This window comes from Virgibacillus siamensis, assembly GCF_039522605.1.
Classification (GTDB): domain Bacteria; phylum Bacillota; class Bacilli; order Bacillales; family Amphibacillaceae; genus Lentibacillus; species Lentibacillus siamensis.
The window spans coordinates 16,552-38,382 of the sequence record NZ_BAAADS010000008.1 but is presented as its reverse complement, the minus strand read 5'-3'; the positions used below and the strand labels follow the sequence as shown (position 1 = coordinate 38,382).

Genomic DNA, 21,831 nt, shown 5'->3' with positions numbered 1-21,831 from the left:
GAAAAGAAAACCGAATAAGATTAGAATTTACTTCCAATTTAAGTTTTAACTTGGAAGTATGAATAATTCAGGATACAAGTATAAAACTTCTCCAGGAAGATGTGTATTGATATATTAACATGGAAATCAAGGGTACGACTGTAAAGATATCTCCGAAAAAGTTAGGAGTAAAAGGAGCTATGGTTATTAAATCTGTCCAGTAGCCAAAGAAATTTCCAAATGAATCATAAACGACAAACAGTACTGCCACTAAAGAACCGAAAAATAGTATCTCCACTAATCTCCTTTTGTCTACAAGATAAAAAAATAAGACATAGCAAATAAGTACTAAAAAGAGGACCAAAAACCATGGAAAAGAAAACAATTCCTGATTAAGCCACTTGGTTAAGTTTAGGTTGTTTAATTGATCTGATTTCTGAAGTATCTCTTCATTGCTAATCATTTGAAACCCCTTCGTAAATAAAGTCGCTTTTATTATTCACAAGTACCTTTTATGTATTCAAAATAAAATTTGTAGGTTAACTATTCAATAGAGCAGGTATAAACAATCAAGCATTATATTTCCTGTAGTTCTTTTATATTTCACCAAAAATTTTTTGCATGACAAATTAAGCATTACATATACAGGATAATATACAACAAGACCGCACTTATTAGGAGTGCGGTCTTGTTGTATCAAGTGGTTTGAGTTTTGCTTCAATTTTTTCACGCTGATTTTCAAAGAACGGTGGCAGTGCCAGTGACTCTCCAAGGTGATCGATATCTTCATCGGTTGCAAATCCCGGGCCGTCCGTTGCCAGTTCAAAAAGGATTCCATTTGGTTCTCTGAAATACAGTGATTGAAAGTAATAGCGGTCCACCAGCCCTGAATTCGGGATGCGTGCTTCGCGGACACGATCTTTCCAAATGGCCAGTTCTTCCTCATTGTCAACGCGGAAGGCAACATGGTGGACGCTCCCGCGGCCGGGGCGCTCACGGGGCAGGTCAGGGCTGATTTCCAGGTGAATTTCAGCACCGGTTCCGCCCTCTCCGGTAGTAAAGACGAGTGTATCCTCCTTGCCGCCTGTAACAGATGAATAACTTCCTGCTTTTTTAAACGTCAACAATTCCGTTAAAACCTGTTCTGTCGGCTGCGGGTCTTTGACAGTTAATTTCACGGGGCCAAGTCCTTTGATTCCCTTTTCAAGAGGAACCGGACTTTTGTTCCATGCTTTTCCGCCGGCAATACCTTGATTATTTTCATCCGATACAAAAGATAGACGCTGCCCCTCAGGATCGCGGAACTGCAGTATTTTTCGACCGTACTGTTCAGTGATCCCGTCATGATCAACGTTATATTTCTGCAACCGCTCAAGCCAGTATTCCAAAGCGTCATCATTGGGGACTCTTAATGATGTTGTGGAAATACTGCCGCTTCCAGGATAGGTATGACCGGCATTTGGAATTTCGAAAAAGGTAAAATCGGTTCCAGGATTGCCGGCTTCATCGGCATAGAACAGGTGATAGACTGACGGATCATCCTGATTAATCGTCTTTTTGACAAGTCGCATTCCAAGGATTTCTGTGTAAAAATGGTAGTTATTTTTTGCATTTGCAGTGATGGAAGAAACATGGTGAATTCCTTTTATTTCCATTGGTAACCCTCCTAGCAGGTTATGCTTATAATTATTTTGAATTCAAAATAATTATAAGCCATCATTACTGAAGTGTCCATTATTCTGTTTTATTTTGGTTATGCTTTGGCCGCAGCCCATCCTGAAGCTGCCTGATACTTAGGCCAAAATCCATTTGCAGGTGCGGAAAATCAGGGTTTCTCCAATCACCGCCCCATTCAAAGCCCAGTTCTTTGGCCAAATCTGCGACCTCAAACCAGTCTGCTTGCCCATTATTGTTTCCATCGTAGCTTGTATTCCAAATAATCTCGCCGTTGTCATTCTTTAAGGCATAATCCACAGCGAGGCCATAATTGTGATAGGACTCGCCTCCTTTGGCATATGTTACGATATTGCCGCTAGCAGTTCTTCCCTGCGCATATAATTCGTTTTGTTCTTTTTTAGTGCGAAATTTTTCCGTGATGACAACACTAATGCCATGTTGGGCGGCCTCTTGTACCAGTTTTTTCGTTTTTTTGGCAACGACAGGATCGAACTGCTTCGTCTCCGGCTGATTTTTTTCCAATTTGATGTAGCGGTCATTTTTCTGTTCATATATGATGAAAAGCAGGATAACGAAAAGGATAATCAGTATCCAGACTATGATGTCTTTATGGAATAATTTCAATGTAAAATCTCCCTGAGTGCAAGTTTTCTATATTATATCTTATCTGCACGATTGAAACATCAATCGCCGGAGCGAGAACATCAACCGCTGGGGCAAGAACATCAACTGCAAAGGGCGAAACATCAACCGCAACAGGCGAAACATCAACCGTTCCATCATTTGTGAACCGGTGGAAGTGACAAAAGGTTGAAAAGTTGACCTTGCACTCGAATTGGTGCTGCATATATTATAAGACGAAAGGAGGGGTTACATGTATGTGCTTCTTGTCATGTTAATTGGTTATTTAACCGGTTGTGTCCATGGATCCCAGCTGGTTGGCAAGATAAAAAAGATAGATATTAAAAACAGCGGTGTGAAAAATTCGGGAGCATCGAATACAACCATTTTGCTGGGGTGGAAATTTGGAATTGTTGTTGCACTTATTGATGTTTTTAAAGCAACGTTATCGATATTATTTGTTTTATATTTACTGGAGGGGCAAGGGATTACCGGAGAGACTCAGACATTGCTGGTATACGTAAATGCTCTGTTTATTATAATTGGTCATAATTATCCGATCCAGATGCGTTTCAACGGTGGTAAAGGAACTGCCTCCCTGGTGGGCGTTCTGTTGGCGATTGACTGGAAAATTGCCTTAATAGGAATTGGTATTTTGCTTTTACTTACTTTGGCTACAGACTATCTGGTGGTTGGCGTATTGTTTATGTATTTATCCTTTCTTGTAACTACATATTTATTCTTCGGAATCGAACCAGCGCTGGTTGTCGTGTTATTATCAATAATGAGTGTACTGAAACATCTGGAAAACTATAAACGTATATTCAGTCAGGAAGAAACAAGACTATCCAGTATGTTTAAAAAAGAATCATAATTGGAGGAAGCAGATGCTTGATATCATTATTTGGATTGTAATCATTGCCATGTTCATTTTAAGTTTTGTCTCGATTATTTTTCCGGTCATTCCAGGGCCGCTGGTCTTGTGGATCGGTTATCTGTTATATCATTTTGTTATTAATGAAGGGGAGCTCACTGTACTGTTTTGGATTGGAATGGTTATTTTAACGGTTATCCTCATTGTATCGGATATCATTGCCAACAGCTATTTTGTAAAAAAGTTCGGCGGCAGTAAATGGGGCGAACGTGGTGCCGGAATTGCTGTTATTATCGGTTCGTTTATTTATCCGCCAATTGGCATCCTGGTACTGCCATTCATCGTTGTCATTATCATTGAGTTGATGCAGAAACGTACAGGAAAAGAAGCGTTCCGTGCGTCGGTTGGTTCACTAATCGGCTTTCTCGGCGGGGCTGTGGCCAAGGTGGTGCTGCAGCTTGTTATGATTGGCTGGTTCGTGATTGAAGTTATTTTTTTAAACAGTTAATGATAGAAAGGATCTTGATTATATGAATTATCCATCACGCGTCATGACAATTGCTGGATCTGCTGCCGGTGGAAGTGCTGGCATACAGGCGGATTTGAAGACGTTTCAGGAATTTGATGTTTATGGAATGAGTGCTGTCACTGCAATTGTGGCATATCATCAGAAGACAGGAAAAAACGTTCATCCACAATCGATTGAGGCAATTGAAGCCCAATTTTCAACAGCCGTTAAGCAAGTCGGAATCGATGCGCTTAAGACAGGGATGCTTTTTTCCAAAGAGGTCATTGATAAGGTGGCCGACATAATTGCAGAGTCGAAGGTAGAAACGGTCGTAGTTGATCCGGTCATGGTTGGAAAACTGGATTCAAAGCTGCTGGAGGATAGTGCCATTGATGCGTTGAATACAAGACTTATTCCGCTGGCGACGGTCATTACCCCGAATATACCAGAAGCATCCATCCTGCTTGACGGTCGAAAGCTGGAATCGGTGGAAGATCTGAAGCAGGCTGCGGTGGATTTGCATCAGCTCGGACCAAGTTATGTACTTGTGAAGGGCGGCAGACTGGAAGGTCCGGCAGTGGATGTGCTGTATGACGGGGAGAAATTGACAACCTATGAGGCGCCGAGAATAGATACTGTCAACACGAGCGGAGCCGGATGTACCTATTCGGCAGCAATTACCGCTGAAATGGCAAAAGGAAAATCCGTTTTGGATGCTGTGCATTCGGCAAAGAGCTTTGTAACTACCGCAATCACCAACGGATTCTCTTACACGGAAATGGTCGGCCCTACTTACCATGCTGCTGCCCGCAAGTTTGGCGAGGCTCATCAAATTAATGTTAAAGGGGAATGATTCATGGTTAAACGTGCCTTAATAAATGTGGATTATACCGTTGATTTTGTTGCTGATGAAGGTAAACTGACGTGCGGCAAACCAGGACAGGCAATAGAAAGTGAAATTGTTTCGCTGACGAAGGAGTTTATTTATGCTGGTGACTATGTCGTTTTTGCGATTGATGCGCATCATGAGGGCGACACGTATCATCCGGAGTCGGTGTTATTTCCCCCGCATAATATTATTGGTACGGAGGGACAGGCGCTTTACGGGGAACTCGCTCAGGTATATCAAGCGAATCAAAATGCCGAGAATGTTTATTATTTTGATAAAACCCGTTACAGTGCGTTTGCCGGAACTGATTTGGAACTGAAATTGCGTGAACGTGGAATTGAGGAACTCCATCTGATCGGCGTTTGTACCGATATATGTGTCTTGCATACCGCCGTTGATGCGTATAATAAAGGGTTTAAGATCGTTGTTCACAAGGATGCTGTCGCCAGCTTTAATGCTGCCGGGCATGACTGGGCGCTTGGACATTTTGAAAACACACTGGGAGCAGACATCGTTTAGAAAGCGTGAAAGCCGCGAGACCCCTGGCTTTTAGTGCCATAATGGACAAGGCTTGACTTTGACCGCACATCCATTTATATTAAAAAATAGAATATGTGAAACGTTGACAGGGATTAGTACTATATTAATGTCTTTTGCAGAGAGGAAATGTCCGCTGAAAATTTCCAAAGACCTAAGTGGGAACCTGCCTTGTAGTTCGCCATCGGGAAAGCGTCCTGCTGTAAGATGCGCGCGGTTCATGACCGTTATCATGCCAAGTGTACAGAGTGCGTGCCTCTGTAAACAAGGGTGGTACCACCAAACCTCGGTCCCTTAGCAGGATGGAGGTTTTTTTGTACAATTTTTTACGTGAACGCTGCTCGTATGTTTTTTAAATACATTTTAATATAGAGGTGTTTCGATTGGGTAAAAAGAATAAACAGTTTGTTGAGAAAATCACCGCGATGGAAGATGATTTTGCACAGTGGTATACCGATGTGGTCAAACAGGCGGATTTGGTTGACTATGGTGCTGTTCGCGGAACAATGGTGATTAAACCGCATGGATATGCTATCTGGGAAAATATTCAGGCGGAACTGGATCGTAAATTTAAGGAGACCGGGCATTCCAACGTCTATTTTCCGCTATTTATTCCGGAAAGCATGCTGCAAAAAGAAAAGGATCATATTGAAGGGTTTGCACCGGAAGTGGCATGGGTAACACATGGCGGTGAAGAGGAACTTGCTGAGCGGATTTGTGTCCGTCCGACATCTGAAGTTCTTTTCGGTGAGTATTATGCAAAAAATATTCATTCCTATCGTGACCTGCCGATGCTTTATAATCAATGGAGCAATGTTGTGCGGTGGGAAAAAACGACTCGGCCATTTTTGCGTACATCTGAATTTTTATGGCAGGAAGGGCACACATGCCATGCAACAGCTGATGATGCTCAGGAAGAAACGGCAAGAATGTTGGAAGTATATAAAGACGTAGCTGAAAATTATTTGGCCATTCCGATGCTGAGCGGGAAGAAAACAGAGAAGGAGAAGTTTGCCGGTGCTGAGTATACACTGACAATTGAGGCGCTGATGCATGATGGAAAGGCGCTGCAATCCGGGACATCACATTATTTCGGAACAGGATTTGCTGAAGCATTTGATATCCGTTATTTGGATAAAGAAGGCGATCAACAGCCCGTTCATCAAACATCATGGGGCTTGTCGACCCGTATTATGGGAGCGTTAATCATGGTCCATGGCGATAACCGCGGGTTGGTTATTCCACCACGGATTGCACCGACACAGGTGATGATTGTTCCAGTTGCTCAACATAAAGAAGGTGTACTTGATAAAGCTTACGACCTGCGTGATCAATTGAAGAATCTGATTCGTGTTGGAATCGATCCGAGTGATAAAATGCCTGGTTGGAAATTTAATGAATATGAGATGAAAGGTATCCCGGTTAGAATTGAAATGGGACCAAAAGATATCGAAAAAGAGCAAGTAGTTCTCGTTCGCCGTGATACAGGGGAAAAGGAATTTGTCGGACTCGATAAATTGGAATTGCGTCTGCCGGAATTGTTGGAAGAAATTCAGCAAGGGCTTTATGATAAGGCACTCACACACCGCAATGAAAAAACGACGACCGCAACAGATATGGATGAATTTAAAAAGATTTTGGAAGAAACACCGGGATTCATAAAAGCAATGTGGTGCGGTGACACGGAATGTGAAGAAAAAATTAAGGAAGAAACAGCCGCAACATCCCGCTGCATCCCGTTTGAACAGGAGACCGTTTCCGATAAATGTGTCTGCTGCGGAAAAGAAGCAAAAGAACTAGTCTACTGGGCAAAAGCATACTAAGGTTAAAAAACGAGCGCCGCCTGCTGCGCTCGTTTTTTTAATCGCAAACATCAACCGCAACATCGCAAACATCAACCGCAACATCGCAAACATCAACCGCAACATCGCAAACATCAACCGCAACATCGCAAACATCAACCGCAACATCGCAAACATCAACCGCAACATCGCAAACATCAACCGCACGGGGCTAAACATCAACCGCAAACAATTTTATGTTTACATGCCAGGGGAAGCAGGGAATTTTTTATTATGGTTGATGTAACCAAGTTTTCTATTATTAGAGAGGAGCTGGTAAAATGAGACATTATACAGTAACACCAAATAAAGATGCGACAGCCTGGTACGTTAAAATAGAGGATGTTGCACCGACAGAAGAGTATGACAAGCGGGATAAGGCAATCGAGGCAGGTGTGGAAACAGCAAAAGAAAATAAGCCAAGTACATTGTCAATCCTGACAAAAGAACATGAAGTGGAAGAAAAGCGCACGTATGAACGGTAAAAACAGGGCTGCCCGGTAAAATGCCGGCAGCCCTGTTTCTGTATTTATAGACGGCAGCAGGAAAATAAGTAGATGACCTTATGAGTGCGGAAAAGTTTACTTACTTGCTGAGTGCATTTTCTATTTCCGATGTAATGCTTTCCGGTTTGGTTTGTGGGGCAAACCTGCCAATTACTTCGCCATCTTTCCCCACCAGAAATTTAGTGAAGTTCCACTTAATTTGTTTCGTTACCATTCCTGTTGCCTGGTTGGTTAAGTGAACAAACAGTGGATGGGCATTTTCGCCTTTTACGTCTATTTTACTGAACATCGGGAATGTAACCCCATAGTGCCTTTGACAAAAGTTTGATATTTCTGCATCAGTACCCGGATCCTGACTATGAAATTGGTTACACGGAAAACCGAGCACCTTAAACCCCTGATCTTTATATTGATCATACAACTTCTGAAGACCATCCAACTGAGGTGTGAAGCCACATTCACTTGCGGTATTCACAATCAGAAGCACATTACCTTCATATTCCCCCAAAGATTTCAATTCACCGAGGATAGTCATCGCGGAAAAATCATAAACACTAATCGGAACCCCCTCCTTTACCAAAATAATAGCAATTTTAATGTATATATGTCAAAAACAGGTAAAATGGATTGTAAAATAGTAGAAATTTTCTTAAAACTTGAATCCTGAATGAATAAACGGTAAAATACATAATAAAACGTTTTCTATACAATAGTATTATTGGCAGAGAACGTCTTCATTTTGGTGTTGGGATATGTTGTTTACGGACAACGTATTTCCGATAAAAACAAAAAAAGGGGGAGTTACTTTGAAGAAAAGAACTCTGATTTCAGTCATTTTAGTTCTGGCCATTGGCATGATTTTGAGTGCATGCGGCGACAGTGGCCAAGGCTCAAGCTCAGGTTCAGGCGGAGGCGATCAAGGAGAGATAACCAACCTGACCATGGGAACTGGTAGTGTTGGCGGTGTTTATTATCCACTCGGCGGTGAAATGGCCAACCTGTGGACAGACAACATTGATGTGGAAGGTTTTGACGTAAGTTCCGTTGAATCCGGGGCTTCAGTTGAAAACATCGCAAAAGTCCAGGCGGGCGAGTTCCAGCTTGGGATTGCACAAAATACAACAATGGTAAATGCCGTTAATCAAAAAGGTGAATTTAAGGGTAAAGAAATTAATAACGTAGGCGTCATTGGTTCTTTATATCCGGAAGCACTTCAGGTAGTTACCCTTGAATCGACAGGCATTGAATCAATTGAAGATTTGAAAGGTAAAAAGGTTGCAATTGGGCCTCCAGGTGGTGCAACCCGTGAAGCGGCTGAACTGGTTCTGCGGGCCTACGGAATTGAAGAAGGCGATTTCCAAGCCTATGAAGAAGGCTTTGGCGATGCGAAAAGTAAATTACAGAACGGTACGATTGATGCTTCATTTGCAGTTGTAGGTGTTCCGTCATCAACAACAAATGAGCTTGCCAATGCGACCGGGGAAGTGAAATTCCTTGATATTGATGGCAAAGCATTGGATAAAGTACTTGAAAAGAGTCAGTATGAAGCGTACACAGTAGAACCTGGAACATATGAATGGCAAAAAGAGCCTGTTAAAACGATTACAGCAATGGCATTGTTGCTTGCATCCACTGAGCAGGTAAGCGAGGATCTTGGTTATAAAATAACAAAAACACTTTATGAAAAATCCGGTAATATGACGATTGCACAGGCAAAGTTGATTACCAAAGATAGTGCTTTAACTGGTGTAGGGGACTTACCGTTGCACCCTGGTGCTGAAAAATATTTCAAGGAAATCGGCGTTATTGAGTAAATGGGGGAACCGGGCAATGCTGCCCGGTTCTTTCCCCTCAATATCCGGAGAGACAGAACGGAGGGGAATACAGTGAGTGTTCAAGACACACAGCAAATCGACAAAGACGAACTTATGGCGAAATATGATAAAGAGAGTGCATTCAGGACAAATCTTGGACCATGGGGCTGGATAACGCTTATACTTGGCGGTGCACTGACCATTTTCCAGCTTTATACGGCTCTGCGCGGAGCATATGTTTCAATGATTCAGGGCGCGATTCATCTTGGAGCTGCATTATGTTTGGTTTATTTGCTTTATCCGATAAAATCTACGATGACCAAACGGCGGGGTGTTCCATGGTATGATGCGCTGCTTGCAATTATCGCGTTATTTACGAATTTTTATATTGTCTATAATTACGAACGACTGATAAATGATGCAATCATATTCGGGTTTACCGCGTTTGATCAGATTGTTGCAACCGCTGGTATTCTATTATTACTAGAAGCAACCAGGCGCGTGGTTGGTCTTCCAATTGTTATCATAGCAATAATAGCACTGTTGTATGGTTTGTTTGGTGCTTATATCCCGGTTATCGGTCATGCCGGCTATGATTGGCCATCACTGGCGACCGAAATGTTCTACAGTTCAAGTTCCATTTTTGGTATCCCAATTCAAATTTCTTCCACATACATTTATCTGTTCCTTTTCTTCGGGGTGATGTTGGTAAAGACAAACATTGGTCAGTTTTTTAATGATATTGCACTGCGGTTAACGGGTCGTTACACAGGTGGTACAGCCAAAGCAGCGGTTGCGGCCAGTGGTTTGCAGGGAATGGTAAGCGGAAGTTCGGTAGCGAATACGGTTGGATCCGGTTCTTTTACGATTCCAATGATGAAAAATGCTGGATTTAAGCCTCATTTTGCTGCTGCAACAGAGGCATCAGCTTCCACTGGTGGACAGATTATGCCGCCGATTATGGGCGCGGCTGCCTTTATCATGGCCTCATATACAGGTGTTCCATATAATGAAATTATTCTAATCGCAATTATTCCGGCGGTTCTTTATTTTTCCGGTGTGTTTATGGGTACCCATTTTGAAGCAAGAAGACTCGGTATTATGGGGCTTGCCAAAGAACAGCTGCCTAAACTGAAAAACCTGGCGAAGCGGCTTGATTTGTTTGCACCGCTCGTTTTGATTATTGGCATGCTGCTGCTTGGATTCACACCGACATATGCGGCATTATACGCAATTGGTGCTGCATTCGTTATTAGTTTCTTCAGAAAAGATACTAGAATGTCCTTTAAGGAAATTATTAAAATTCTTGAAGAAGGCGCACGTACGGCATTACCGGTTATTGCCGCCTGTGCTACAGCAGGTATCATTGCGGGTACAGTAACAACAACAGGGCTCGGACCGAAAATTGCCGGTGGAATCATTGATTTGGCACAGGGACAGTTTTTCCTTGTGATGTTCTTTACGATGATTGCCTGTATCATATTGGGAATGGGTCTGCCGACTACTGCAAACTATGTTGTTACGGCAACAATGGCCGCACCTGCATTGCTGGCATTTGATGTTCCGGTTATCGCGGTTCATATGTTTGTATTCTACTTCGGAATTGTGGCAGATATCACGCCGCCAGTTTGTTTGGCTGCATATGCCGGAGCGGGTATCGCAAGGGCAAACCCGATGAAGGCTGGCGTGACTGCAGTAAAATTAGCTATAGCGGCATTTATTATCCCGTATATGTTCGTGTCGCAGCCGATTCTGCTCCTGCAGGGTGATGCCAATGCAGCCAATGTTTCGATTGCTGTAATAAGTGCGTTGTTGGGTATGGCAGCCATCAGTTCCAGTATGATCGGTTTCTTTGTCAGCAAATTAAACTGGATAGAACGGATTATCCTTGTTGCAGGCGGTTTGTTGCTTGTATATCCGGACATAACATTCTCACTTATTGGTCTGGCGATCTTTGCAGTAATTACCGCAATTCAATTCATGCGGGGCAAGCCCGATCACTTAAAAGAACAAACATCTTAACAATAAAAATGAGCAGGCGATTCGAATCGCCTGCTCATTAAATTTAATTTAGAGAAAAAGTTTGATTATGAAGTCAATGTTAGGTTCGATAATATAGTATGAACCTTCACGCGAACCTCCAGGGTGAAATACAATCCTTCAGAAGAAAAAACGAACCTCCATAAGAAAAATCAGTGGAAGAAAATAGGAATCTCCCACTGATTGAACTTTTATTTATGCTTCCTGTTTAACCTTTTCATCTTCAATAACCTTCAGTCTCTGTTGAATAGCATCTTCTGAAAGGTTGTGTTCCTTCACGTACATATTTCGCGGGCTGGTACGGCATTCGTGTGAACAGCCACGCATATATTTATGCTCATTTTCCTCTGAGCAGATTATTTGTTTGTTGCATTCCGGATTAGCGCAGTTTACATAGCGCTCACAGGCTCTTCCGTCAAAGTAATCCTCACCGACAATAACGTGGTCTTTTTTATTTATTGGAACTGAAATCCGTTCGTCAAAAACGTAGCAGCGTCCATCCCACAGTTCACCTTGCACTTCCGGATCCTTTCCGTATGTGACAATTCCGCCATGCAGTTGGGCTACATCTTCAAAACCTTCCTTTAACAGCCACCCGGAAAATTTTTCACAGCGAATTCCGCCGGTGCAATATGTCAGAATACGCTTGCCCTCAATCAAGTGTTTATTTTGTTCCACCCATTCAGGCAGTTCACGAAATGCTTCGATGTCCGGACGAATCGCGCCACGAAAATGGCCAAGGTCATATTCATAGTCATTTCGTGCGTCGAGAACGATTGTGTTTTCATCCTGCATTGCCTCGAAAAATTCCTTTGGTTCAAAATATTGGCCTGTCGCCTGATTGGGATTGATGTCATCTTCAAGACGAAGTGAAACCAATTCATTACGCGGACGCACATGCATTTTTTTGAACGCGTGTCCATCATGCGGATCAATTTTGAACTCCATGTCCGCAAAACGCGGATCATTATGCATCGTTTCCATATATTTATTGGTTTGTTCAACGGTACCGGAGACAGTGCCGTTAATTCCCTCATGTGCTACAAGAATGCGTCCTTTCAGTTCCAGATTGTTGCAGAACTGCAAATGTTCACTAGCATATTCCACCGGATCTTCAACAGGAACATACTTGTAGTACAGTAAAACTTGGTACTCGTTACTGTTTGTCATATTTTTACCACCTGTCATTCATATTTGCAAGATATAAATGTTTGGTAGTCGGTATTCAATTATATTCTTGCAAGGTAATATTTTATCAATTTGCTGTGTTATTTTCAACTTTGTCAGCTGAAAATAAATTTTTTTGCGGAATTACTTGCTTTTTACTACTGGAAGGTTTAAAGTTAGAAGTGCAATAGGAAATTGAAATTAGTAATACTTTACGATCTCTTTCACAAAGTGGTGTAAAAGTATTTATGGTTCAATTACTTTGCACATATTTGTATAAGGAGGTCGTTTATTATGATGACTGGTAAAGTAAAATGGTTCAACGCTGAAAAAGGGTTCGGTTTCATCGAGCGCGAAGACGGAGACGACGTATTCGTACACTTCTCAGCTATCAATGCTGAAGGTTTCAAAACTCTTGAAGAAGGTCAAGACGTTGAATTTGAAATCGTTGAAGGAAACCGCGGACCACAAGCAGCTAACGTAACTGCTCAATAATAGAAGTTTTTCCAAAAGGACTTATCTCAATTGTGAGATGAGTCTTTTTTGTTTGGATAAAGAAAAATCGAGCATATATCCAGCCCTACTTAAATAAAGAAAAGTCACTCAGCTGCGTGTTTATGGTAACGATTAGCTTTTTTGGTTTATAATTAAAGTGAGGAGGGATTTCATGGCTGAGTCGTTTGATTGGCATAAGGAAGCGGAAGTTCAATGGGATGGTCGTGCCGGGTTCTGGAATGAACGGAGTAAGACAATGTGGGATGATGGAAGCAGAAAAGATATCATTCCATTTATTGAAGAGAATGTACAGAAAGAAAGCAGTATTCTCGATATTGGCTGTGGAGATGGTTATGGTACATACAGATTGCATGAATCTGGATACGATGCTACCGGCATGGATCTTTCCAATGAAATGATCAGCACGGCGAGGAAACGGCTGGAGCGGGATGAAATCCAATTCACCCGGGGCGATATTTCCAAAATGCCCTTTGAGGCCGGCAGTTTTGATGCAATAATGGCAATCAATGTATTGGAATGGACGGAACAGCCGGCTGGTGCGTTAGAGGAATTATTTCGTGTATTGAAAAAAGGTGGAACGTTATTTTGCGGCATTCTTGGCCCGGCGGCAGGTCCGCGAACAAACAGCTACCCGCGTCTTCATGGTGAAAAAGCAATTTGTAACACCATGATGCCATGGGAATTCGAAAAGCTGGCAATGGATTATAATTTTACATATACCGATGGATTCGGTGTCTATAAGAAAGGTGTGCAGCCACACCACCACCAGGATCTGTCACGTGACTTGAAACAGGCGTTATCATTTTTGTGGGTATTTATGCTCCGGAAAGAAGAGGGATGATATGAGCAGGGAAGAGATGGAAAAAAAGATAATTGAAGGTTATAAGCAGGATGAAAAAATGATGATTTTAGTCTTTGCCCAATGGTGTGTCAATAAGGATTTAGATCCTGAAGGTCTTTATAAAAAGGCATATCCAAATCAAGTAAACAATCAGGCGCTTCGGGAGGCATTGGAACTGACCGTCCCTAAAAAAGAGTCCGAACATATACCTGATCAGACTGTATTGAATGTGCTGCAGTTGTTCGGAAATGATGATCTGGCATTTATTGTTCAGGAGGAAATGGAAAAGCGGGGGACGAACTAGTGGAATGGACCATCAAGCCATTTTCGACATTAACAACGGATGAGTTATACGAATTGCTGAAGGAACGAGTGGATGTTTTTGTGGTCGAACAGGAATGTCCATACCCTGAATTGGACAATTACGACCAGCAGGCAATGCATTATTTTTTAAAAATAAACGAAGAAGTCGCTGCATATGTCCGAATTTTACCGGCTGGTTCGAAATTTGAGAATGTCTCGATCGGCAGAGTTTTGGTACCCGGGAAGTTTCGCAGCAATGGATATGCAAAACAGCTTATGCTAAAAGCAATTGATTTTAGTGTGGAACAATGGCATGCGACACTTATTCAAATTCAGGGACAGGAATATTTAAAGAAATTTTATACGGAATTAGGATTCAGACAAGTTTCATCATCGTATATAGAAGATGGAATTCCACACATTGACATGATTTGGGAGCGGAATTAAAGTATCAACTGTTTTGTTTTACACATAGTATAATTAGCAGTATTTATTCTGCTGAAATGGAGGCTGTATGCTATGCTTACAAACGAACAGATGAACCAGTGTAAAGCTGCTTTGACCGAGCGGCAGGACGAACTTATTAATCATGTCAACGATCATTTCGGAATGACCCAGGCTTTTTGGAAAGAATCGATGCATGAATTATCCAGTTACGATAATCATCCGGGCGATATGGGTACAGAACTGTTCGAACGCGGAAAGGACACCGCATTAAATGAGCATGCTGAAAAGGAACTTGAAGATATTAATGCCGCACTGCATGCGATGGAAAATGGCACGTACGGGATTTGCGCGGAATGTGGAAGCGATATCCCCTATGAACGGCTTGCGGCTATCCCGACTGCCGACAGATGCGTCGAACATGCTGAACATCACAATCCGGCAAATGATCGGCCGATTGAGGAGCAGGTGTTCAGTCCGAACATTAATCCAGATGAAGTGACACCTGAGGAACAGACAGCATATGATGCCGAGGATGCCTGGCAGGAAGTGAGTAGATACGGTACTTCGGAAACGCCATCCGATTTTTATGGAGACCGGGATAATTATGATGAAATGTATCCGAACAGTGATGAAAATATTGGCAGTGTGGAGGACGAAGAGGGCTTTCTTGCAGCAGATCGGAATGGGAAATTCACCGGTGTAACGCCGAATCATAATAAATATGAAGAATAAACATGCACAGCCGCAGTCACGGGCTGTGCATGTTTGTGTGATTACAGGAAGACACTGCGAAAGCGAATGCTTGAGCAGATGTCACACTTATGATAGAAGTGAAAGCGAAACGTTAAAACCCGCCCATAATCGAATTCATGAGTGCCCCCACAATGGCATCCAGAAAAATTCGCATAAAAAAGCCGTAGACAAGCAAGATGGTAATATATAGTCCGAGCAATATATAAATTCTGTCAAAACCATCAGACGGCTGTTCAAGCAGTATGAACGTTGGGCAAATGAGCAGTAATCCAAGAATACTTAAGGATGTAAGCAGTATCGAAAATGCTGGGAATCCAACGAGTGAAAAGATGATGCCGACTATATAGAAAATAAAAAACGGCACCAGATAAGCTCCATACTTTGCTACGATATCAGGAAACTTTGCAGCCTGAACAGTCAATTTGGAACACAAAAATGTTAATCCTGAAACAACGAAAAAGAGCAGGAACAACAAAATAAATGGAATGACGAAACTATCCAAAAATGAAAATTCAATCATAACTGATAGCCCCATTGAACCCAATGAGAGGGAATTAATCATCAAATGGTAACTTAGTGCGATCAGCAGTGAAAACAGACCAAACATAATGATTCCGGAACTGAAATCTGATTTATTCGCTTTTCTTGCTTCACTTGGGTTTTTAAGAAGCGCCATAAAAAAGTGGCCAAAATTCGCACCTGTAGTTTTTAATTTTTCTGCCGTTTCATTTGACTGTTGTTCTGTTTCAGCAGGCGGATTTTGTTCTTCGGCGGATGTGTCTTCCGTGTTCTCAGGTGAGCTGCTGTAATCTGAAAGCGGCAGTTCTGCTCCGCAATTTGTGCAATATTTTCCTTCTTCCGATTCAAGTCCGCAACTTGGACATTGCATGAAAATCACTTCCTTTCCAGTTTTTCTATTCCCTATCTTATACTATTTTCGACAATGATAGCCAATTTTCCTGTCAAGATGAAAAAACCTGCAGTGGAATCCACTGCAGGTTTTTGGAGTGTGCGAGTATTTAATTTTGTTGTGGCCGTTTGCCCAATGTCAGTTCAACCTTTTGGGATTCGCCATTACGGTATACTTCCATTTCAATTGTTTCACCAATCTTGGTTTCAGTGTACATATATTTTCTTAAATCGAGAATGGACTTGATGTCGTGACCATTAATCTTTGTAATTACATCAAATTGCTGCAGGTCTGCTTTTCCGGCTGGTGACCCGGGCTCAATCTGTGCAACAACCATACCACCTTTGACTGAATCAGGCAGCTGTATCTGATCACGGTACTGCAGTGGAACCTGGGAAATTCCTACTGTGCTGATTCCGATATACGGTCTGGCAACTTTCCCTTTCTCTTCTAGCTGTTCCATGATTGGTTTAGCCTGCCCGATCGGTATTGCAAATCCAATTCCTTCCACACTGCGACGGGCAATTTTCATTGAATTTATCCCAATAACCTTACCATCAGCATTCAATAGTGCGCCACCACTGTTGCCCGGATTGATGGCTGCATCCGTTTGAATGACTTCGGTAACCCAATCTGGACGTTTGTCTCCGTCAACATCAACTTTAACGGAACGGTTCAGTCCGCTGATGATCCCTTTTGTTACCGAGTTGGCAAAATTCATGCCGAGCGGGTTTCCGACTGCAATAACCGTTTGCCCAACCTTCAAATCCTTGGAGGAACCAAGGTCTGCTACTGTGTTAATTTTTTTGCCGTCAACCTGCAGTACAGCCAAATCCGTCAATGGGTCTGATCCCAAAACTTTTGCGTTCATTCTTTTTCCATCATTCAGAACAATCTTTACTTCCTCGGCGCCTTCAACTACATGATGGTTCGTTACCACATACGCTTTACCATTTTCTTTTTTGTAAATAATGCCTGACCCTGAACCTGCTTCTTTACTTTCTGTCCATATATTTTTCTGCTGCATGTTCAGCACACCTACGACTGCTTTGGAAGCCTGATCAATGGTCGATGCCACGTTGACATTGCTTGAAGAAACAGTCTCAGCAATAGGAGGTGTTGTAGATTCATTTGCGGTTGCCGATTCGGAACTGCTGCTGCTATCGGTATTGTTTGTTGGGATTACATTTGTTATAAACAGCATGGCGACGACTACCGCTGCGATAATACCGCCGACCAATCCACTTACAAGTGATGAAAACCCACGCTTCTGCTTCTCAGGCTTCGGTTTTTTTGCTTGTGCATTCGCTCTGGCTGTCTCTGCTACACCTTTATTGCTTTCTTCTTCGGATGATGTACGTTCCTGCTGCTTGTTTAAAATTTCCTCCTGTTCAGGCTGATCCCGATTATCGGAAGAACTGTCCACTGATTCATGGTGATTATGTGAAGCGTCTCTCTCGAATTCATGCTGATTATCATTTCGTTCCATTTTATGACCACCTTTCCATTAGAGTAAATATGATTACAGTATTTAGTATACCCATGTGATTTGGCAGGCTATTGGTATAAATATGTAAAAAGTGTGTAAACACCCTTTTTAGTGTTCACTACCCTTTTTTTATGTAAAAATAACGATAAGAGACCAATTTGATAAGGAGTTCGGGTTTATGAGCAAGCATATAGGAATTGTGGAAGATGATGCAAATATCCGAAATATCGTATCTGCTTATTTGAAGAAGGAAGGTTATCAGGTAAGTGTACTCGAATCCGGGGAAGACGCCTGGGATTTGTGGGAAACCCAGCCCCCTGATATGTGGGTGCTGGATATTATGCTTCCTGGAATGGACGGATATGAATTTTGTAAAAAAATTCGAAATGAGAGTGACGTTCCGATTATCATTATTTCAGCAAAAGATGATGAGATTGATAAAATACTTGGGCTGGAGCTTGGTGGAGATGATTATTTAACGAAGCCATTCAGCCCAAGGGAATTACTCGCACGGGTGAAGCGCGTTTTTAAACGGGTCCAGCCGATGGGGGCTCAGAAGGAACCGTCTGAGGGCAAGCTGAAGGTGGATAACCTGTTGATATATGAGAATGAGCGGAGGATTTTTTGGCATGGGGAAGAACAGGAAGTAACCGCAAAAGAGTACGACATGATTTTATTGTTCGCTGAAAACAGGAATCGTGCTTTTTCCCGTGAAGAGCTGCTTGTTAAGGTTTGGGGCGAAAACTATTTTGGAAGTGATCGTGCAGTTGATGATCTCGTCAAACGTATTCGCAAAAAATTGAAAGGTATTTCACTGGAAACGGTTTGGGGTTATGGATACCGGCTGCGCAGTGAAGATGATTAACCATGAAACTTCAATCACAGCTTAATTTGGCATTTTCCGCACTTTTACTCGTCATCCTGACTGCTGCGGGGTTTGTCACGTATTCATTAATTCTCGATATGCTGATTGATGATGAGAAGGCAGAACTCAGGCAAAAAGGGGAATTGCTTGTTGAGGTAATCAATGAACAGTATGGGACACTGAAAAATGACCAGCAGCTCAGTGATTTTTTGGAGGAACAAAATCTGCAGCTGTTTTTATACAGCCGCAAACAGAACAGTGTTTTATTTTATACGATGCCGCGGCAGTTTGTGGAAGGATTTTCAAAAGAGGATTACTTCGAGAATAAAGAAGAAGAATTGTGGGAGATTGGCAACCGAAAATACGTTACATCGCGCATATTGTTTTACCCAGAAAGCTCAGGCATGGAGCTCATTTTGCTGACACCGTTGAACGATCTGCAGAAAGTTCAGCAGGATTTCTTCAGACGGCTGCTGATTGTATTTATTATTGGGGCAATTGCTGCTATGATGCTCAGTTACTTTTTGACAAACAAATTGGTTACACCGCTGAGCAGACTGAAGCATCAACTGAAAAAGATCGAAAAACGTAAATTTGATGATGTCGAACCGATTAATGCAACGGGTGAAATTCGTGAGGTTGCTGAGAGTGTATACGATATGGCGACTGAATTACAGCGCTATATGAATACGCAGCAGGCTTTTTTCCAGAATGCCAGTCATGAGTTGAAAACGCCGCTGATGACCATCCAGGGCTATGCGGAAGGAATCAGGGATAAGGTGTTTGATCAGGCTGATGAGGAAAAAGGGCTTGAAATGATGGTGACAGAAGTTAACCGGCTAAAGACAATCATTAATGAAATGATTCTGCTGGCCAAACTGGATAGTTCCCAGACGGAATACCAGCCGGAAACTGTCAGGACTTCCGAAATGATTCAGCAGGTATTGGATAGGACGCTGCCAAAAGTTAATGAGAAGGGTATCGAACTGACATATGATGAAGACCCGGAAAGTACGTTGTTTGTTGATCAGGAGAAACTGTTGCGTGCACTGCTCAACATTACCGTTAATGCGATCCGCCACGCACCATCACGGGTTAACATCAGCGTAAATGGTAAGACCATCATAATAGAGGATGATGGTGACGGTGTATCTGAAGATTTAATCCCGCATATTTTCCACCGGTTTGTCAAAGGTAAGAATGGCGAGACCGGGCTCGGGCTTGCAATAGCGAGGGCAATTATCGAACAGTCCGGCGGTAAAATAACAGTGGATGATTCAGAACTTGGCGGTGCGAAGTTTACTATCCGTTTTCTGTAGGGTAAGAGAAGTTTACAAATGAATTTTTTGTGATATAATAGGATAGTTTGATTCATCTCGAAATCACAGAGGAGCGTACTTTTTATGCAATTAAGAGAAGATATCCGCAACATCGCTATCATAGCCCACGTTGACCATGGCAAAACGACACTTGTTGATCAGCTATTGAAATACTCCGGAACGTTCCGGGAAAATGAACAAGTGAATGATCGCGCCATGGACACGAATGATATTGAACGGGAACGCGGGATTACCATTTTAGCGAAAAATACTGCGATAAAATACAATGATAAATCCATCAACATTCTCGACACCCCGGGACACGCTGATTTTGGCGGGGAAGTCGAACGGATTATGAAGATGGTTGACGGGGTAATTTTAGTCGTCGATGCCTACGAAGGAACAATGCCGCAAACACGTTTTGTGTTAAAAAAAGCCCTGGAACAGAAGTTAACACCAATCGTAGTCTTGAATAAAATCGACCGTCCAAATGCACGCCCGGATGACGTTGTCGATGAAGTACTTGATTTGTTTATTGAACTGGGGGCAGACGATGAACAGCTGGAGTTTCCAGTGGTCTATGCCTCTGCATTGAATGGAACTTCCGGCACAGAACCTGATAACCAGGTAGAAACAATGGATCCGGTTTTCACAACCATTATGGATCATATCCCTGCACCGGTGGATACACAGGATGATCCATTACAGTTCCAGATTACCCTGTTGGACTATAATGATTATGTCGGCCGGATTGGTGTCGGCCGCGTTGTGCGGGGGAAAATCAGTGTCGGTCAACAGGTTGTTGTTATGAAGAAAGACGGATCGACGAAAAATTTCCGTATCAGCAAGCTGTTTGGGTTTATTGGACTGAAACGAATGGAAATCCAGGAAGCAAAAGCTGGTGATATTGTGGCGATTGCCGGTATGGATGATATTAATATCGGTGAAACCATTTGTGAGCATGATCATCCTGAGGCATTGCCATGGCTCCGAATTGATGAGCCTACACTGCAAATGACTTTCCTAGTAAATAACAGTCCATTTGCCGGTCGTGAAGGTGATTATATTACATCACGCCGAATTGAAGAACGCTTGATGAAACAATTGGAAACGGATGTAAGTTTACGTGTGGACCCGACTGATTCTCCTGATGCGTGGACTGTTTCCGGCCGTGGTGAACTGCATTTGTCGATATTGATTGAAAATATGCGCCGGGAAGGCTATGAACTGCAGCTTTCCAAGCCACAGGTCATCGTCAAAGAAATCGATGGTGTGAAATGTGAGCCTTACGAACGGGTTCAGGTCGATGTTCCCGAAGATTATACCGGTGGCGTTATGGAATCACTTGGTGCACGCAAAGGTGAAATGATCGACATGGTGAACCAGGGGAACGGACAGGTTCGTATCGAATTTAAAGTTCCGTCAAGAGGGCTCATCGGCTATTCGACTGAATTCATGTCCCAGACCCGTGGCTATGGTATTTTGAACCATACGTTTGACGCATATGAACCAATGGCCAATGGTCCTGTTGGCGGACGTCGCGAAGGTGTGCTTGTCGGTATGGAACATGGTAAGGCATCCACATACGGTATTATGCAGCTCGAGGATCGCGGAGTTATTTTTGTCGAGCCGGGAACCGAGATTTATACCGGCATGATAGTTGGCGAGCATAACCGTGAAAATGATCTGACCGTCAACATTACCAAGGAAAAACATCTGACCAATGTTCGTTCATCGACAAAGGACCAGACAGCAACAATCCGGAAGACACGTCAGATGACACTGGAAGAAGCAATCGAATACTTGAACGATGACGAGTATTGTGAAGTAACACCAGAGTCCATCCGTCTTCGTAAAAAGATTTTAAATAATAACGAACGTGAGAAAGCAGCGAAGAAATCCAAACTGGGATAACTTGCTGCTGTAATCCGCGGC

General features: G+C 42.6%; 22 protein-coding genes and 1 other annotated feature. Of the genes, 16 read left to right on the top strand and 6 right to left on the bottom strand.

The window, feature by feature from the left end; translation table 11 throughout:
• Window positions 1-653 precede the first annotated feature (653 nt).
• Entirely contained in the window at window positions 654-1,634 is a 981-nt protein-coding gene (locus tag ABD010_RS06255; RefSeq protein ID WP_343811275.1) for a ring-cleaving dioxygenase, read from the bottom strand.
• Between the two features lie 79 nt (window positions 1,635-1,713).
• Window positions 1,714-2,280 carry a M15 family metallopeptidase gene (locus ABD010_RS06250; RefSeq protein WP_343811273.1) on the bottom strand — a complete coding sequence of 189 codons (567 nt, stop codon included), beginning with the start codon at window positions 2,278-2,280 and terminating at the stop codon, window positions 1,714-1,716.
• A gap of 250 nt (window positions 2,281-2,530) precedes the next feature.
• On the opposite strand from ABD010_RS06250, the gene ABD010_RS06245 reads away from it, so the two are divergent.
• The 6 genes from ABD010_RS06245 (at window position 2,531) to ABD010_RS06220 (ending at window position 7,411) form a co-directional block, all read left to right on the top strand.
• Window positions 2,531-3,151, top strand: coding sequence for a glycerol-3-phosphate acyltransferase (locus ABD010_RS06245; RefSeq protein ID WP_343811270.1), 621 nt, complete (start codon window positions 2,531-2,533; stop codon window positions 3,149-3,151).
• 13 nt (window positions 3,152-3,164) lie between these two features.
• Complete coding sequence (locus ABD010_RS06240) at window positions 3,165-3,659, top strand: DUF456 domain-containing protein (RefSeq protein ID WP_343811268.1); 495 nt, start codon at window positions 3,165-3,167, stop codon at window positions 3,657-3,659.
• Between the two features lie 22 nt (window positions 3,660-3,681).
• A complete protein-coding gene (gene thiD, locus ABD010_RS06235; RefSeq protein WP_343811266.1) occupies window positions 3,682-4,512 on the top strand; it encodes a bifunctional hydroxymethylpyrimidine kinase/phosphomethylpyrimidine kinase in 831 nt (276 codons plus the stop codon).
• A gap of 3 nt (window positions 4,513-4,515) precedes the next feature.
• Window positions 4,516-5,067, top strand: coding sequence for a cysteine hydrolase family protein (locus ABD010_RS06230; protein WP_343811264.1), 552 nt, complete (start codon window positions 4,516-4,518; stop codon window positions 5,065-5,067).
• A gap of 94 nt (window positions 5,068-5,161) precedes the next feature.
• Window positions 5,162-5,383: a binding site (T-box leader), on the top strand.
• A gap of 85 nt (window positions 5,384-5,468) precedes the next feature.
• A complete protein-coding gene (gene proS, locus ABD010_RS06225) occupies window positions 5,469-6,908 on the top strand; it encodes a proline--tRNA ligase (protein WP_343811262.1) in 1,440 nt (479 codons plus the stop codon).
• A gap of 299 nt (window positions 6,909-7,207) precedes the next feature.
• A complete protein-coding gene (locus tag ABD010_RS06220; RefSeq protein ID WP_343811260.1) occupies window positions 7,208-7,411 on the top strand; it encodes a DUF2188 domain-containing protein in 204 nt (67 codons plus the stop codon).
• A gap of 100 nt (window positions 7,412-7,511) precedes the next feature.
• Here the strand turns inward: ABD010_RS06220 and ABD010_RS06215 are convergent, their stop codons facing one another.
• On the bottom strand, window positions 7,512-7,991 hold the full coding sequence (locus ABD010_RS06215) for a glutathione peroxidase (protein ID WP_343811278.1): 480 nt from the start codon (window positions 7,989-7,991) through the stop codon (window positions 7,512-7,514).
• A 247-nt stretch (window positions 7,992-8,238) separates the two neighbouring features.
• On the opposite strand from ABD010_RS06215, the gene ABD010_RS06210 reads away from it, so the two are divergent.
• Both ABD010_RS06210 and ABD010_RS06205 read left to right on the top strand, forming a co-directional pair.
• Window positions 8,239-9,246: a TAXI family TRAP transporter solute-binding subunit gene (locus ABD010_RS06210; protein ID WP_343811258.1), complete on the top strand. Its 1,008-nt coding sequence runs from the start codon at window positions 8,239-8,241 to the stop codon at window positions 9,244-9,246.
• 114 nt (window positions 9,247-9,360) lie between these two features.
• Entirely contained in the window at window positions 9,361-11,268 is a 1,908-nt protein-coding gene (locus ABD010_RS06205; RefSeq protein WP_343811277.1) for a TRAP transporter permease, read from the top strand.
• 213 nt (window positions 11,269-11,481) lie between these two features.
• On the opposite strand, the gene trhO is transcribed toward ABD010_RS06205, so the two are convergent.
• The gene (trhO, locus tag ABD010_RS06200; RefSeq protein WP_343811256.1) at window positions 11,482-12,456 is read right to left on the bottom strand and encodes an oxygen-dependent tRNA uridine(34) hydroxylase TrhO; all 975 of its coding nucleotides are present in this window, start codon (window positions 12,454-12,456) and stop codon (window positions 11,482-11,484) included.
• 291 nt (window positions 12,457-12,747) lie between these two features.
• On the opposite strand from trhO, the gene ABD010_RS06195 reads away from it, so the two are divergent.
• The 5 genes from ABD010_RS06195 (at window position 12,748) to ABD010_RS06175 (ending at window position 15,292) form a co-directional block, all read left to right on the top strand.
• The gene (locus ABD010_RS06195; protein ID WP_343811254.1) at window positions 12,748-12,948 is read left to right on the top strand and encodes a cold shock domain-containing protein; all 201 of its coding nucleotides are present in this window, start codon (window positions 12,748-12,750) and stop codon (window positions 12,946-12,948) included.
• A gap of 172 nt (window positions 12,949-13,120) precedes the next feature.
• Window positions 13,121-13,810 (top strand): class I SAM-dependent methyltransferase, encoded by a 690-nt coding sequence (locus tag ABD010_RS06190; protein WP_343811251.1) that lies wholly within the window; start codon window positions 13,121-13,123, stop codon window positions 13,808-13,810.
• A 1-nt stretch (window position 13,811) separates the two neighbouring features.
• Window positions 13,812-14,114, top strand: a complete 303-nt coding sequence (locus ABD010_RS06185; RefSeq protein ID WP_343811249.1) for a hypothetical protein — start codon at window positions 13,812-13,814, stop codon at window positions 14,112-14,114.
• On the top strand, window positions 14,114-14,560 hold the full coding sequence (locus ABD010_RS06180; protein WP_343811247.1) for a GNAT family N-acetyltransferase: 447 nt from the start codon (window positions 14,114-14,116) through the stop codon (window positions 14,558-14,560). Before ABD010_RS06185 ends, ABD010_RS06180 begins: the two co-directional genes overlap by 1 nt.
• 72 nt (window positions 14,561-14,632) lie before the next feature.
• Window positions 14,633-15,292 (top strand): TraR/DksA C4-type zinc finger protein, encoded by a 660-nt coding sequence (locus ABD010_RS06175; RefSeq protein ID WP_343811245.1) that lies wholly within the window; start codon window positions 14,633-14,635, stop codon window positions 15,290-15,292.
• Between the two features lie 112 nt (window positions 15,293-15,404).
• On the opposite strand, the gene ABD010_RS06170 is transcribed toward ABD010_RS06175, so the two are convergent.
• Entirely contained in the window at window positions 15,405-16,202 is a 798-nt protein-coding gene (locus ABD010_RS06170; protein ID WP_343811243.1) for a zinc ribbon domain-containing protein, read from the bottom strand.
• Between the two features lie 130 nt (window positions 16,203-16,332).
• Window positions 16,333-17,712 carry a S1C family serine protease gene (locus ABD010_RS06165; protein WP_343811241.1) on the bottom strand — a complete coding sequence of 460 codons (1,380 nt, stop codon included), beginning with the start codon at window positions 17,710-17,712 and terminating at the stop codon, window positions 16,333-16,335.
• Between the two features lie 178 nt (window positions 17,713-17,890).
• Here ABD010_RS06165 and ABD010_RS06160 point away from each other — a divergent pair, with 178 nt between their 5' ends.
• From ABD010_RS06160 to typA, 3 genes are all read left to right on the top strand, one after another.
• Window positions 17,891-18,577, top strand: coding sequence for a response regulator transcription factor (locus ABD010_RS06160; protein ID WP_343811239.1), 687 nt, complete (start codon window positions 17,891-17,893; stop codon window positions 18,575-18,577).
• 2 nt (window positions 18,578-18,579) lie between these two features.
• Entirely contained in the window at window positions 18,580-19,896 is a 1,317-nt protein-coding gene (locus tag ABD010_RS06155; protein WP_343811237.1) for a sensor histidine kinase, read from the top strand.
• An 84-nt stretch (window positions 19,897-19,980) separates the two neighbouring features.
• Complete coding sequence (gene typA / locus ABD010_RS06150) at window positions 19,981-21,810, top strand: translational GTPase TypA (RefSeq protein ID WP_343811235.1); 1,830 nt, start codon at window positions 19,981-19,983, stop codon at window positions 21,808-21,810.
• Window positions 21,811-21,831: the final 21 nt, after the last annotated feature.

Coding starts and splice junctions, on each gene's coding strand:
- ABD010_RS06255 (WP_343811275.1), bottom strand. CDS start 1,634: ATGGAAATAAAAGGAATTCACCATGTTTCTTCCATCACTGCAAATGCA.
- ABD010_RS06245 (WP_343811270.1), top strand. CDS start 2,531: ATGTATGTGCTTCTTGTCATGTTAATTGGTTATTTAACCGGTTGTGTC.
- ABD010_RS06240 (WP_343811268.1), top strand. CDS start 3,165: ATGCTTGATATCATTATTTGGATTGTAATCATTGCCATGTTCATTTTA.
- thiD (WP_343811266.1), top strand. CDS start 3,682: ATGAATTATCCATCACGCGTCATGACAATTGCTGGATCTGCTGCCGGT.
- ABD010_RS06230 (WP_343811264.1), top strand. CDS start 4,516: ATGGTTAAACGTGCCTTAATAAATGTGGATTATACCGTTGATTTTGTT.
- ABD010_RS06220 (WP_343811260.1), top strand. CDS start 7,208: ATGAGACATTATACAGTAACACCAAATAAAGATGCGACAGCCTGGTAC.
- ABD010_RS06205 (WP_343811277.1), top strand. CDS start 9,361: ATGGCGAAATATGATAAAGAGAGTGCATTCAGGACAAATCTTGGACCA.
- trhO (WP_343811256.1), bottom strand. CDS start 12,456: ATGACAAACAGTAACGAGTACCAAGTTTTACTGTACTACAAGTATGTT.
- ABD010_RS06195 (WP_343811254.1), top strand. CDS start 12,748: ATGATGACTGGTAAAGTAAAATGGTTCAACGCTGAAAAAGGGTTCGGT.
- ABD010_RS06190 (WP_343811251.1), top strand. CDS start 13,121: ATGGCTGAGTCGTTTGATTGGCATAAGGAAGCGGAAGTTCAATGGGAT.
- ABD010_RS06185 (WP_343811249.1), top strand. CDS start 13,812: ATGAGCAGGGAAGAGATGGAAAAAAAGATAATTGAAGGTTATAAGCAG.
- ABD010_RS06175 (WP_343811245.1), top strand. CDS start 14,633: ATGCTTACAAACGAACAGATGAACCAGTGTAAAGCTGCTTTGACCGAG.
- ABD010_RS06170 (WP_343811243.1), bottom strand. CDS start 16,202: ATGCAATGTCCAAGTTGCGGACTTGAATCGGAAGAAGGAAAATATTGC.
- ABD010_RS06165 (WP_343811241.1), bottom strand. CDS start 17,712: ATGGAACGAAATGATAATCAGCATGAATTCGAGAGAGACGCTTCACAT.
- ABD010_RS06160 (WP_343811239.1), top strand. CDS start 17,891: ATGAGCAAGCATATAGGAATTGTGGAAGATGATGCAAATATCCGAAAT.
- ABD010_RS06155 (WP_343811237.1), top strand. CDS start 18,580: ATGAAACTTCAATCACAGCTTAATTTGGCATTTTCCGCACTTTTACTC.
- typA (WP_343811235.1), top strand. CDS start 19,981: ATGCAATTAAGAGAAGATATCCGCAACATCGCTATCATAGCCCACGTT.